Raw genomic sequence first — 12,973 nt, 5'->3', positions numbered from 1 at the left:
CTCTAGTCTCGCGCCAGGGATAAGATCAATCCAACGAATGTTTCTTATGCAATACATCTCGGAGATTGATCAATTGTCGAGTTACCCGAGCATCGATACGGAAGTGCTGCGGACCTTCGTCGCCATCGCCGACCAGGGCGGTTTCACTCGCGCCGGGGAGCTGGTCAACCGTACGCAATCGGCCGTCAGCATGCAGATGAAGCGCCTCGAAGAGGACGTCTTGCAGCGCCGCCTGTTCGAGCGCGACGGGCGGCAGGTCAAGCTCACCGCCGAGGGCCAGGTGTTGCTGGGTTATGCCCGGCGGATCCTCAAGCTGCACAGCGAAGTGTTCAACACGCTGCGCGAACCGCACATGGTCGGCACGGTCCGCATCGGCACCCCGGATGATTATGTGATGCGCTTTTTGCCGGGAATCCTGCAGCGCTTCGCCCAGTTCTATCCACTGATCGAAATCGAAGTGCACTGCGAATCGTCCAAGCAACTGCTGCTGCGCCAGGATCTCGACCTGTCCATCGTCACTCGCAAACCAGGCGACGAGATCGGCCAGTTGCTGCGCAAGGAACGTTTTGTCTGGGGCCGAGGCGGCCTGCTTCAACACCCATGAACAAACACCGCTGCCGCTGGCGATGTTCAACAGTGATTGTTTCTGTCGGCAATGGGCGTGTAATGCGCTGGACGCCATGGGGCGTGATTATCGCGTGGCGTACAACAGCTCAAGCCTGTCGGCGATCATGGCAGTGGTCGGCGCGGGTCTGGCGATCACCGCGCAACTGGAGAGCCTGCTGACCCCGGACATGCGCGTCCTCGGCGAGGCCGAGAACCTGCCGGAGCTGCCCGAGGCCAGCATCATGTTGATCCGCAACCTGCACAATCCGTCGCCGATCACCGAGTGCCTGGCCGAACACATCGTCGAAGGTTTCAAACTTTAAGCAGGAGCAACACCGCGCACAGCACCAGGAAAACCGCAGAACAGCCCGCGCAGCAATCGCTCCGGCATCGCGTGGGCGACCTTCACCCCCCAACTGATGCTCATCAGCCCACCGACAGCCAGGGGCAGCCCGATCCACCAGTTCACCTCATGGTGAAACGCATAGGTGGCCAGGGTCACACCCGTGCTGGGCAAGGCCAGCGCCAGGGACAACCCTTGGGCGACGACCTGGGAAGTGCCAAACACGCTGGTGAGTATTGGCGTGGCGACAACTGCTCCGCCCACGCCAAACAGCCCGCCCATGGTGCCCGACGCAGCCCCCAGCACGGCGAGCCAAGGCCAGCCGTGGCGCATTTGCGCCGAAGCCGGCGCCGTCGCGGCGAACATGCGGATCAGGTTGTAGGCCGCCAAGACCACCAGGAACACCACAAAACCAACCCGCATGCTTTGCGCGTCAATGCCCACGGCCCAGATGGAGCCAAGCCACGCGAAGCAGAAGCCCATGGATGCCAGCGGCAGGACATGGCGCATTTCGATACGATTACGCTGGTGATAACGCCACAGCGCCAGCATCACGTTGGGGACGACCATCACCAAGGCAGTACCTTGGGCGAGATGCTGATCCAGGCCGAACCATACACCCAGCACTGGAATCGCGATCAGCCCGCCACCAATGCCGAACAATCCCCCCAAAGTGCCCAGCGCGGCGCCCAGCAGCAAATACAGCACGACCTCGATCACAGACGACTCTCCCCTTAATCAGGGCGCCTATCCTACCCAGTTGGCGGTCACCAGGAAACGTAACGGCTGATCAATACGTCAGAATTATCTGGTGCATTAAAGGCTTGTCCGCTAGATTCGTAACGATCATTGATGAAAGGTTTTGCCATGACTACCCGACACGACACCCCCGATCCTTGCGAAGCCCTGCTGCTGGAAAACCAGGTCTGCTTCGCCCTGCACTCCACGTCGCTGTTGATGACCAAGGTCTACAAGCCCCTGCTTCAGGCATTGGGCCTGACCTATCCGCAGTACCTGGCGATGATGGTGTTGTGGGAGCAAGACGGGCTGACCGTCGGCGAAATCAGTAACCGCCTGCTCACCGACCCTGGTTCACTGACCCCGCTGCTCAAGCGCCTGGAGGCTGAAGGCCTGTTGAGTCGCACCCGCAGCCGCGAAGATGAACGCGTGGTCATTGTCGAGCTGACCGAACAAGGCCGCGCCCTGCAGAAAAAGGCCCTCGACATCCCCCAATGCATCCTCGCCGCCAGCGGCCAGACGTTGGAGCAACTGAAAAAACTGCAACATGACCTGCAGGAACTGCGCGGGCATTTGCAGGACAGCCTTTGATTTTCTGACGCAGCCAATCCCTGTGGGCGCGAGCCTGCTCGCGAAGGCTCCGGCACCTCCAGCATCGCCGCCAACTGAACCACCGCTTTCGCGAGCAGGCTCACTCCCACATTGACCTTCACTGGTCACAAAATCCGTGGCCACCACCACTTCCCCTGTGGGAGCGAGCCTGCTCGCGAAGGCGTCGGCATCTCCAGCATCGCCGCCAACTGAACCACCGCTTTCGCGAGCAGGCTCGCTCCCACATTGACCAGCACTGGTCACAAAATCCATGACCACCACCAATCCCTGTGGGAGCGAGCTTGCTCGCGATAGCGGTCACACCGTCCGCCAGACCTCACGCATCAAAAAAATCTGCCACCTATAAAACCGCTCTAGAACAAGGCTTTCAGCCATCCAGGGTCAGTCTGTCCAAACTCATCCCAAAATTTATCTTGCGCCCAAAATACTTGTGCATTACATTCTCTTCACACCTACTTAGCGCGCAAACATTTAGCGTAATAAACCAACCATAAAACGAGGCGTCCATCATGAAAACTCTCTACACCGCAATCGCAACCTCCACCGGCGGCCGTGACGGTCGTGCCATCTCGAGCGACAACATCCTCGACGTCAAACTTGCCACGCCCAAGGAACTCGGCGGTGCGGGCGGTGCTGCGACCAACCCAGAGCAACTGTTCGCCGCCGGCTACTCGGCCTGCTTCATCGGCGCGCTGAAATTTGTCGCCAGCCAGAGCAAACGCAAGATTCCGGACGACGCCTCGATCACCGCTCACGTCGGCATCGGCCAGATCCCCGGTGGTTTCGGTCTCGACATCGACCTGCACATCAGCCTGCCAGGTCTTGACCAGGCCGACGCCCAAAGCCTTGTGGAAGCTGCTCACCAGGTTTGCCCGTACTCGAACGCCACCCGCGGCAACGTTGATGTTCGCCTGCACGTAACTGTCTAAACCCCCTACCCCGGACCGACCTTCAAGGAGATTCACATGAACACCCTCAGCAAAGCCCTGACCGGCACCCTCCTCGCCCTGAGCATCAGCAACGCCTTCGCCGACGGCATCGTCGAGCACAACACCCAGGCGTTCCTCGACGCACTGAATGCCGGCACCGGCAAACCGCTGGAGCAGCTGTCGCCCAAGGACGCCCGTGCCGTACTGGTCGGCGCCCAGGCGGGGGTGAAGTTGACGCTGCCCAAGGCCGACGTCAGCGAGAAAACCATCCAGGTCGATGGCCAGTCGATCAGCCTGACCATCGTTCGTCCGGCCGGGGTCAAGGGTGAGCTGCCCGCGTTCATGTTCTTCCACGGCGGTGGCTGGGTACTGGGTGATTTCCCCACCCATGAACGACTGGTTCGGGATCTGGTAGCGGGTTCGGGTGCCGTTGCGGTGTTCGTCAACTACACGCCATCGCCCGAGGCGCATTACCCGGTCGCGATCAACCAGGCATACGCCGCGACAAAGTGGGTGGCCGAGAATGGCAAACAGATCAACGTTGATGGCAAGCGCCTGGCCGTAGCGGGCAACAGCGTCGGCGGCAACATGGCGGCCGTGGTCGCGCTGATGGCCAAGGACAAGGGTACGCCGGCGATCCGCTTCCAGGCATTGTTGTGGCCGGTGACTGATGCCAGCTTCGAGACGGCGTCCTACAACCAGTTTGCCGAAGGGCACTTCCTCAGCAAGAACATGATGAAGTGGTTCTGGGACAACTACACCACCGATGCCGGGCAGCGAAACGAGATCTATGCCTCGCCATTGCGGGCAACCACCGCACAACTCAAGGGCCTGCCGCCGGCGCTGGTGCAGACCGCCGAGGCTGATGTGCTGCGCGACGAAGGTGAAGCCTACGCTCGCAAACTGGATGCGGCGGGTGTACCGGTTACAGCCGTGCGCTACAACGGCATGATCCACGACTATGGCTTGCTTAACGTGGTGAGCCAGGTGCCGGCGGTGCGTTCGGCGATGCTGCAGGCGTCCCAGGAACTCAAGCAACACCTGAAGTAATGGTGGAGCCACAGAGCCCGGACCGAAAATGAAGGAAATAAAAAGCCCGACTCAATGGTCGGGCTTTTCTTTCATACAGAAAGCTTCGCTTATTTAGCGCGGCCTTTGTAGGAACCGCCTTCGCGGGTATCGATCTCAATCTTGTCACCGATTTCGATGAAATCAGCAACTTGCAGCTCAGTACCGTTGCTCAGCTTGGCAGGCTTCATGACCTTGCCGGAAGTGTCGCCGCGAGCGGAACCTTCAGTGTAGTCAACTACACGCACGATAGTGGTCGGCAGTTCCACGGAAACCAGGCGCTCTTCGAAGAATACGGCTTCGCAGACGTCGGTCATGCCTTCTTCAACGAATGGCAGGACGCTTTCGATGTCTTCGGCGTTCAGTTCGTACATGGTGTAGTCGGTGGTGTCCATGAACGTGTAGGTATCGCCGCTGATGAAAGACAGGGTCGCCTCTTTACGGTCCAGGATCACGTCGTCCAGCTTGTCGTCCGCACCGTAGACGGTTTCGGTCTTGTAGCCGGTCAGCAGGTTTTTCAGCTTGGTCTTCATGATCGCGCTGTTACGACCCGACTTGGTGAATTCAGCTTTCTGAACCAGCCAAGGATCGTTGTCGATACGAATCACGGTACCGGGTTTGAGTTCTTTACCAGTTTTCATTGCGAATATCCGAATTTGGATGGGATTTACAAAAATCTAGGCCGCGTATCATATCCAATTTCGGTAAAACTTCACCAGCGCCGTGGCAAGATCGGCTCGAGAGGCCTGTTTCTGGCACCATGCCTGGGCATGTTCGGCGAGCACCTGGTGTTGCTCGCAGGCGGCGCTCCAGTGCTCTGCCACGCCTTGGCCGGCGTTCCAGGCCCGCCAGAGACCGCTGATCGCTTTTTCCGCAGCCTCCGGGAGCCCCTCGGTATACAAGCGGAGAAACGCCTCGAGTTTTTCCAGGTGGACGTCTTCTTCCTGTTGATAGATGTGCCAGAGCAGCGGCCGGCCAGCCCACTGCGCGCGCACGAAGGAATCTTCACCACGCACGGCGTTGAAATCACAGCACCACAACAGTTGGTCGTATTCATCCTGACGCACGAAAGGCAGCACCTGCACGGTCAGGGCGCCACGGCGATGCACGGCACCGGCTTTCAGGCCGCCGATACCAACCCAACGCTCCACATCGGCGAGGATGCGGCTTTCCGGAACCAGCACATGCGACGGACGAGCATCCCTCGCCAGCGCATCAAACCAGCTGGCCAAACCGTCGTTCTCATAGGCAAACAGCGAAATCAGCCGCGCCCCGGACTCGCGCTCGACGCCCAATCCTTGCAGGAAAGCCCTTTGTGCCTCGCCATTCTGCTGAAACTCTCGACGACGCTCCAACAAACCGGCCTCACGCAGCAAGCCACCCGTGCCCTCCTGGAAGCCCGGAAAAAAGAAATATTTCTGCACATGTTTGTACTTCACCGACGGCAAACCGTGACAACCGATCACCCAGTCCTCGGCGCTCAGGTAATCGAGGTTCATCCACAAAGGCGCCGCCGGACGCTCGGCCATCGCGTCCATGTAGGCGCTGGGCAACTGGCAGGCAAAAGCGGCGATCACCACATCGACAGCTTCGGTGGGCTGCCAGTCCTGGGGCCAGTGGCGCACTTGTACGCCTTGCTGCCATTGCTCGGTCAGCGTGACGTCGATAGACGGACATAACCGCTCGAAGGCACGCAGGTCGTCGACCCACAGCCGCACCGCGCATTGATGCTCGGCGACCAATTGCCGAGCCAGGCGCCAGGTGACGCCGATGTCGCCATAGTTATCGACGACGGTGCAAAAAATATCCCAACGCACAGTCATTCCCGACTCCCTGTGGCAAAGCCTGATTGTCCCGCATTAAAGCCTTGAAGCAGAAGGGCCGACGGCGATTAATCTTCATGCGACAATCAACGCATCCTCCATGTTCATCGCCAGGTAGCAGACATGCCCGACCACTCCTCTCCCCGCCTCACAACGTTGCAACTGACGCTGGGCATCGCCTTGGGTTTGTGGCTGGGATTCCTTGCCATCGTGCTGACAGGATGGCTGCTGTCCAGGTTTCTGTTCGATGAACAACTGGCCCCGGTGGCCGCCGCGGTTCATCAATTGGCGCAGCCGCCGGCAGCACCGCCAGCCCCGGAGCCGACCCCAACGCCAACCCCAATGTTCGAGCAGTATCAACAGAACCTGCAGAAGAACGAGCAACGCCAGGCCCTCGACCAGGCCCGCAGCAACCCTCGCAACCTGTCCAACCCCAAGTGTCAATTCTGGCTCCAACAGGACCAGAACGCGCCTAGCGAGAAAAGCCGCGCCAATGTCCTGCAATTCTGCGAATGAACATGAACAAACAGACCGTCCACCAACTGATTCTCGACAAGCTCAGGATTGACCTCGATATCGCCGAACGCGCCGCGCAGACCGCCTACGAAACCGCGACCCACGAGGAAAATATCGCCGAAAACAAATACGACACCCTGGGCCTGGAGGCTTCATACCTTGCCGCCGGGCAAGCCAGGCGCGTGGAGGAAATCCGCCAGGCACTGGTGCTCTGCCAGAACCTGGCGCTGAGACCTTACGATGAAGAACGCGGCATCCAGGTCGGCACATTGATCGGGCTGGAAGATGAGGAGGGTCGCCAGCAGTGGCTGTTCCTGGGACCTGACGCAGCAGGACTGAAGGTCTCCCTGGTGGGGCAGCCGATCACCGTCATCACCCCTCGCTCACCACTGGGACGAGGCCTGTTGGGCAAATTCGAAGGGGATGAAGTGGAGATCGTCGTGGCAGGCGCCCGGCAACAGTTCGCTGTCACCGAGGCGATCTAGAGGTCTGTTTAATGCACCGGCAGTTCGACGCCGTCGAACAGTTCTTCAAGTTCCTGCTTGTTGTGGCACTGGATGGCCTTGGCCATGACTTCCCGGGTCAGGTGCGGGGCAAATTTCTCGATGAAATCGCACATGAATCCGCGCAGGAAAGTACCGCGGCGGAAACCGATCTTGGTCACGCTGGATTCGAACAACTCGCTCGCATCCAGAACCACCAGGTCATTGTCGAGCTTGGTGTCGACCGCCATCTTCGCGACGATGCCCACGCCCAGTCCGAGGCGCACATAGGTCTTGATCACGTCGGCGTCGGCAGCGGTGAATACCACTTTCGGGGTCAGGCCGCGATGGCTGAAGGCTTCGTCGAGTTTCGAACGACCGGTGAAACCGAACACATAAGTCACGATCGGGTATTCGGCCAGCGCTTCGAGAGTCAGTTTCGGCAGCTTGGTCAGCGGATGCCCGTGAGGCACGACCACGCAGCGGTTCCAGCGATAGCACGGCATCATCACCAAGTCCCCGAACAGTTCCAGGGCCTCGGTGGCGATGGCGAAATCGACGGTGCCGTCAGCGGCCATTTCGGCGATCTGCATCGGCGAACCCTGATGCATGTGCAGCGCCACGTCCGGGTATTGCTTGATGAAATTGCTGATGACCGGCGGCAAGGCATAACGCGCCTGGGTGTGGGTGGTCGCGATGGACAGGGTGCCTTTTTTCTCGTTGGAGAATTCCTGGGCGATCTGCTTGATGCTTTCGACCTTGCGCAGGATCTCGCCGGCGGTGGTGATGATGCGTTCACCGGCGGGCGTGACGCGAGTCAGGTGCTTGCCGCTGCGGGCGAAGACTTCGACGCCCAGCTCGTCTTCCAGGAGGCGGATCTGCTTGCTGATGCCAGGTTGCGACGTGTAGAGGCTTTGAGCGGTTGCGGAAACGTTGAGGTCGTGGTGCGCCACTTCCCAGATGTAGCGCAGTTGTTGAAGCTTCATATGTATCCCTCAAAGCAGTTGGACGTCACGGGCATCAGCGACGGTGTATATAACTATATGAATGGTCGCACCAATAAATCTAGAACTTTTTATAAAAAGCCATCATTTAGCCTCAAGCTTCGCCCTGGCGCCTGCGCTGGACCAGCGGCACCAGGTAGACCGGCACGCGGGATAACTGCAATACCCGCGCGGCGGTCCTGCCCAACGGCGTCTCGCCGCTCGCCCCCTGGCAATGACTGCCTACGATCAGCAAATCGACAGAGAGTTTCGCAGCCTGTTCAAGAATGACCTGGGAGGGATCGCCCTGGAACACCCGAACCGACTTGATCAGTTTCAGGTCCTGCTGCCCCTCGCCCAACTCTTCGCGAAAATTGTCGAGGACCCGCTGCTCGATGTTAGCCATCACCGTACTCAGACCCTGGCGATGAAATTCGTTCAACGCCTGCTCGTCGAGATAGCTCTGCAACACCGATTCGGCGAACAGCCCCATCGGCTCTACCGCATGCACCACATACAACTCGGCTTCAAACGTCCGTGCCAACGCCAAGGCATGCTGCATCACATACGGGGCGTACAGCCCCAGGTCCGTGGCATACAGCATCGAACGAATCATGTGACCTCCTCGAGTGCCAGGATGGCGGAGATTGATTCAGCTTAGCAGCGCCCCGGGGAACGGGCGCTCAGGGCTTCACTTCGTTACTGATGCCGTGGGGCACATGCCCGGTGGCGACCACTTCCCGGGCAAGTTCGCAGTGCCCGGTCTGGTCGTCGAAAAACACGTCGGCGGCAAAGGCTTCGAGGAAGGCGGACTTGGTCAGCCCGCCGAGGAACAGCGACTCGTCCAGGCGGATGTCCCATTCGCGCAACGTGCGGATGACCCGCTCATGGGCCGGTGCCGAACGGGCGGTGACCAGCGCGGTGCGGATCGGGCAGGCGTCCTCGGGGAATTCGCGTTGCAGCGCATTGAGCGCCGCGAGGAACCCCTTGAACGGCCCTCCTCGCAGCGGCTCGCGCGCGGCCTGGCGTTCGCTGGCCTGGAACGCTTCCAGGCCACCAGCCTGGTAGACGCGCTCAGACTCGTCGGAAAACAGCACCGCGTCGCCGTCAAAGGCAATGCGCAGCTCTTCGCTGGCGGCGCGGCTGGCACCGCCCGAGAGAATCGTCGCCGCGGCAAATCCGGCGTCCAGGGCACTGCGCACATCTTCGGCGTGAGTGGACAGGAACAGATCACAGCCGAACGCCTTGAGGTACGGGTATGGGCTGCGACCGCCGACGAACGCGGCACGGGAAATCGCCAGGCCGTAATGATGAATCGAATTGAATACCCGCAGACCGGTGTCGGCGCTGTTACGCGAAACCAGGATCACCTCGACGCGGGCACGGCCCAGATGCTCGTTGAGGTTGAGCAGTTTCTGCACGAGCGCGAAGGCATCCCCCGGCGCGAGGACTTCATCCTCGTGTTCGATCTGGTATTGCCGATAGGCTTCGACGCCCCCCGACAGGTAAACCTTGTGGCTTTCGCTCAGGTCGAACAGCGCTCGCGACGAAATCGCCAGCACCAGCCTGTCATCGATATTGTTTGCCATGCTTCCCCCGTTTCGTCCGATCAGCGGTTGCGTCGATCGATGAACGCCAGCGCCTGATACAAGGCTTCGATTTTCGGCAACTCGCACCCCGCCGCCCTGGCCCTCGCCAGTGGCCGAGCGTAGATCGCCTCCAGCTCCAACGGGCGCCGTTGGGAATAATCGTGGTACATGCTGGGCCAATAGTCGGGCATTTTTCCGGTCATCGTGAACAGATATTCCGCGTAGCCTGGCGCGATCTCATGACCGCAGGCTTGTGCGCCACGCACCACTTCAGCCATCAGCGCCTGGATCAGGCCACGACTGTGGTCGTCGGCCATCAACGGCGTGGTGCTCGCGCCAAGCAGAACCGAAAGGCCGTTATAAGGCACGTTCCACACCAGTTTCTGCCAGCGTGCCTGCCCGAGGTCTGGCATGGCCTGTGAATCCAGGCCCGCAGCCCGGAACAGCCGCGCCCCCTCCTCGACGATCGCCATGCGTGCGGCCTGATCCGTCCCGGGACCGCTGTGGTAACCGATGTTGATCGCGCCGAGCGCCTGGTGGGCAATGACGCCCGGGCCGACCCGATTCACGCAGATCAGGCACAAGCCGCCAAGCAGGTGCAGTGAATCGGGTAACAGTGGTCGCAGTTGCTCTTCGACATCCAGGCCATTCTGCAGCAACAGGACTTTCGCGCCGTCGGCCGCGGCCTGGATGATGGCTGGGGCCAGGTCGGCATTGCTGGTGGTCTTGGCACCGACCAGCAGCCAGTCGCAAGGCGGCATGTCGGCCGCCGAGCGATAGGCCTGGGCCGGCTGGAGCGTCAGCGCGCCATGCACCGCGCTGTCGACCCGCAGGCCAGCCTCGGCCACGGCGGTAAATTCGCTGCGCAGCAGAAAGTGAACGTCGTAGCCGGCACGAGCCAGCATCACGCCATAGAACCCGCCAATCGCGCCTGTGCCGATCACCCCGATCCTCGGTTTACCGCCTGCCTGCATCACACGACTCCTCTGGTGAACAATCCCTGCACACTATCAGCGCGAGCGGCCAGGCATGCAAACGTCCTTACACCCGGTTACCTATTCCTTCGCGGGCCGACCCGATCACGGTTACCCGGAAAATAGGGGAGTAAACCCGCCCCTGCCCATTGTCGAGCCACCTCTTAACGCGCTAAGGTTCGGCTCCCCGCCGCGCTTAAATCCGCTGTGCACCGCCGCGCGGGGATCGCTGGCGGCCGGCACCCGTGACCTGACGAGTAACACGATGGCTGATTTACCGATCAATGACCTTAACGTCGCCTCCAACGAGACCCTCATCACGCCTGACCAGCTCAAGCGCGATATCCCCCTGAGCGATGCTGCACTGCGCACCGTGACCAAGGGCCGGGAAGTCATCCGCAACATTCTCGACGGCACCGACCATCGCCTGTTCGTGGTCATCGGGCCCTGCTCGATCCATGACATCAAGGCCGCCCATGAATATGCCGAGCGCCTGAAAGTGCTCGCGGCGGAAGTCTCCGACACCTTGTACCTGGTGATGCGGGTGTATTTCGAAAAGCCCCGGACCACCGTCGGCTGGAAAGGCCTGATCAACGACCCTTACCTGGACGACTCCTTCAAGATCCAGGATGGCCTGCACATCGGTCGCCAGTTGCTGCTGGACCTGGCCGAAATGGGCTTGCCCACCGCCACCGAAGCCCTGGACCCGATCTCCCCGCAATACCTGCAGGACCTGATCAGCTGGTCGGCCATCGGCGCGCGCACCACCGAATCCCAGACCCACCGCGAAATGGCTTCCGGCCTGTCATCGGCAGTAGGCTTCAAGAACGGCACCGACGGCGGCCTTACCGTGGCGATCAACGCCTTGCAATCGGTGTCCAGTCCTCACCGTTTCCTGGGCATCAACCAGGAAGGCGGCGTTTCGATCGTCACCACCAAGGGCAACGCCTACGGCCACGTCGTACTGCGTGGTGGCAACGGCAAGCCGAACTATGACTCGGTCAGCGTCGCGCTGTGCGAGCAGGCGCTGAACAAGGCGAACATCAAGCCGAACATCATGGTCGATTGCAGCCACGCCAACTCCAACAAGGATCCGGCATTGCAGCCGCTGGTGATGGAGAACGTCGCCAACCAGATCCTCGAGGGCAACCAGTCGATCATCGGCCTGATGGTCGAAAGCCACTTGAACTGGGGCTGCCAGGCGATTCCGAAGGATCTTGCCGATTTGCAGTACGGCGTCTCCATCACCGATGCCTGCATCGACTGGAGCGCCACCGAGAAGACCCTGCGCGGCATGCACGCCAAACTCAAGGACGTGCTGCCAAAGCGTCAGCGCAGCTGATCGGGCTTTATTCCCCGAACTTCAACACATAAAAAAACGCCGGGCTTCTCAGTCCGGCGTTTTTTTATCGGGAATCATCGCGTCAGAGCTTCGCCGCGTGCCGCTGGTGCCGCTCCATGTAGCGCTCCACATAGGAGCAGGACGGGATCACCGTGTAGCCCATTTCTTCAGCATACTTCAACGCCTCTTCGGTCAACTTCGCAGCAATCCCCCTGCCACGCAGCGCGTTAGGCACGAAGGTGCGATAGATGTCCAGGGTCTGTTTGCCCAGGTCCATGTAGGTCAGATAGGCACGATGACCGTCCACAATGGTCTCGAACTGATGACCAGCCTGGTCATGGTGGATGGAAACCGCCTCGCTCATCACTACTCCTCGCGGGTCTGAATGCGACCCCTACCTTACCGATGTTTTTCCGGCGAAGGAACATCTACGCCACCCCGTGCCTGTCTGGTCACCGAGCGCAAAAAACCAATCGCTCAAACCCGAGCACGTCGTGAATAGTAGGCACCAATGACGCAAATGCTCAAGGCACGCCTGTCACCGAGGTGTTAAACCTCGACGGGTTTATCGATTGAGCGACACGGCGCGCCGTAGTCGCCCAAGGCGCAATAGGTGAACATCGCCAGTTGTTGAGTCTTGGACGAGCGCCGATTGTTAAAGTCACCGTCACCGGCAATAAAAGATGCCGGGACGATTGCACAAAAAATGAACAAAACTCTAAGGGAATCAATAAACAGCGACTTTAGCGCAGGCCTGTGAGTTGCCGCGTCAACGGAACTTTTCATCATCGCCGTGCTCCATTCCGGGGCTTGGCGCTGGGTATTTTTCAAACACCGCTCGGAAAAGTTGCTTGAAAAAGAATCACCGCCTACAATTTTTTTGCTTCTTGCGCTACGTCAGTTTACTTACTACAAGTAATGAGTAGTATGTACGCCGGCTAACTCCTCACTCTGGGGAGACAGTCACT

The 12,973-nt window shown here is 59.9% G+C and carries 14 protein-coding genes and 2 pseudogenes; 7 read left to right on the top strand and 9 right to left on the bottom strand.

What is annotated here, in order from left to right; all coding sequences use genetic code 11:
* Positions 1 to 73: 73 nt before the first annotated feature.
* A pseudogene (locus PSH78_RS08620) lies at positions 74 to 929 on the top strand (LysR substrate-binding domain-containing protein).
* Here PSH78_RS08620 and PSH78_RS08615 read toward each other — a convergent pair.
* Positions 919 to 1,669 (bottom strand): annotated as a pseudogene (locus tag PSH78_RS08615) (sulfite exporter TauE/SafE family protein). The pseudogenes PSH78_RS08620 and PSH78_RS08615 overlap by 11 nt on opposite strands.
* A gap of 147 nt (positions 1,670 to 1,816) precedes the next feature.
* On the opposite strand from PSH78_RS08615, the gene PSH78_RS08610 reads away from it, so the two are divergent.
* From PSH78_RS08610 to PSH78_RS08600, 3 genes are all read left to right on the top strand, one after another.
* The gene (locus tag PSH78_RS08610) at positions 1,817 to 2,278 is read left to right on the top strand and encodes a MarR family winged helix-turn-helix transcriptional regulator (protein ID WP_305499767.1); all 462 of its coding nucleotides are present in this window, start codon (positions 1,817 to 1,819) and stop codon (positions 2,276 to 2,278) included.
* A 530-nt stretch (positions 2,279 to 2,808) separates the two neighbouring features.
* Positions 2,809 to 3,228, top strand: coding sequence for an organic hydroperoxide resistance protein (locus tag PSH78_RS08605; RefSeq protein WP_305499765.1), 420 nt, complete (start codon positions 2,809 to 2,811; stop codon positions 3,226 to 3,228).
* A 36-nt stretch (positions 3,229 to 3,264) separates the two neighbouring features.
* Positions 3,265 to 4,278 (top strand): alpha/beta hydrolase, encoded by a 1,014-nt coding sequence (locus tag PSH78_RS08600; protein WP_305499763.1) that lies wholly within the window; start codon positions 3,265 to 3,267, stop codon positions 4,276 to 4,278.
* Between the two features lie 89 nt (positions 4,279 to 4,367).
* Here the strand turns inward: PSH78_RS08600 and PSH78_RS08595 are convergent, their stop codons facing one another.
* Together PSH78_RS08595 and earP are read right to left on the bottom strand one after the other, a co-directional pair.
* Positions 4,368 to 4,937 carry an elongation factor P gene (locus PSH78_RS08595; RefSeq protein WP_025113141.1) on the bottom strand — a complete coding sequence of 190 codons (570 nt, stop codon included), beginning with the start codon at positions 4,935 to 4,937 and terminating at the stop codon, positions 4,368 to 4,370.
* Positions 4,938 to 4,985: 48 nt separating this feature from the next.
* On the bottom strand, positions 4,986 to 6,119 hold the full coding sequence (gene earP, locus PSH78_RS08590) for an elongation factor P maturation arginine rhamnosyltransferase EarP (RefSeq protein WP_305499759.1): 1,134 nt from the start codon (positions 6,117 to 6,119) through the stop codon (positions 4,986 to 4,988).
* Positions 6,120 to 6,242: 123 nt separating this feature from the next.
* Between earP and PSH78_RS08585 the strand changes: the two genes are divergently transcribed.
* Both PSH78_RS08585 and PSH78_RS08580 read left to right on the top strand, forming a co-directional pair.
* Entirely contained in the window at positions 6,243 to 6,635 is a 393-nt protein-coding gene (locus PSH78_RS08585; RefSeq protein WP_305499758.1) for a hypothetical protein, read from the top strand.
* A 2-nt stretch (positions 6,636 to 6,637) separates the two neighbouring features.
* Positions 6,638 to 7,120 carry a transcription elongation factor GreAB gene (locus PSH78_RS08580; protein WP_305499756.1) on the top strand — a complete coding sequence of 161 codons (483 nt, stop codon included), beginning with the start codon at positions 6,638 to 6,640 and terminating at the stop codon, positions 7,118 to 7,120.
* 8 nt (positions 7,121 to 7,128) lie between these two features.
* Here PSH78_RS08580 and cysB read toward each other — a convergent pair whose 3' ends face one another.
* From cysB to PSH78_RS08560, 4 genes are all read right to left on the bottom strand, one after another.
* Entirely contained in the window at positions 7,129 to 8,103 is a 975-nt protein-coding gene (gene cysB, locus PSH78_RS08575) for an HTH-type transcriptional regulator CysB (RefSeq protein ID WP_090284966.1), read from the bottom strand.
* 112 nt (positions 8,104 to 8,215) lie between these two features.
* Entirely contained in the window at positions 8,216 to 8,716 is a 501-nt protein-coding gene (locus tag PSH78_RS08570; protein WP_305499752.1) for a universal stress protein, read from the bottom strand.
* A gap of 67 nt (positions 8,717 to 8,783) precedes the next feature.
* Positions 8,784 to 9,689: a 5'-nucleotidase gene (locus tag PSH78_RS08565; protein WP_305499751.1), complete on the bottom strand. Its 906-nt coding sequence runs from the start codon at positions 9,687 to 9,689 to the stop codon at positions 8,784 to 8,786.
* 20 nt (positions 9,690 to 9,709) lie between these two features.
* Positions 9,710 to 10,663, bottom strand: a complete 954-nt coding sequence (locus tag PSH78_RS08560) for a putative 2-dehydropantoate 2-reductase (RefSeq protein ID WP_305499750.1) — start codon at positions 10,661 to 10,663, stop codon at positions 9,710 to 9,712.
* 265 nt (positions 10,664 to 10,928) lie between these two features.
* Between PSH78_RS08560 and PSH78_RS08555 the strand changes: the two genes are divergently transcribed.
* Positions 10,929 to 12,005: a 3-deoxy-7-phosphoheptulonate synthase gene (locus tag PSH78_RS08555; protein ID WP_305499748.1), complete on the top strand. Its 1,077-nt coding sequence runs from the start codon at positions 10,929 to 10,931 to the stop codon at positions 12,003 to 12,005.
* Positions 12,006 to 12,087: 82 nt separating this feature from the next.
* On the opposite strand, the gene PSH78_RS08550 is transcribed toward PSH78_RS08555, so the two are convergent.
* Positions 12,088 to 12,369 (bottom strand): GNAT family N-acetyltransferase, encoded by a 282-nt coding sequence (locus PSH78_RS08550; RefSeq protein WP_186610534.1) that lies wholly within the window; start codon positions 12,367 to 12,369, stop codon positions 12,088 to 12,090.
* A gap of 185 nt (positions 12,370 to 12,554) precedes the next feature.
* Positions 12,555 to 12,836, bottom strand: coding sequence for a hypothetical protein (locus PSH78_RS08545; protein WP_305499747.1), 282 nt, complete (start codon positions 12,834 to 12,836; stop codon positions 12,555 to 12,557).
* Positions 12,837 to 12,973 lie beyond the last annotated feature (137 nt).

Source organism: Pseudomonas sp. FP198 (assembly GCF_030687895.1).
Lineage (GTDB): Bacteria > Pseudomonadota > Gammaproteobacteria > Pseudomonadales > Pseudomonadaceae > Aquipseudomonas.
Note: the sequence above shows the minus strand (reverse complement) of the source record. Positions and strands in the feature narration are given on the sequence as shown.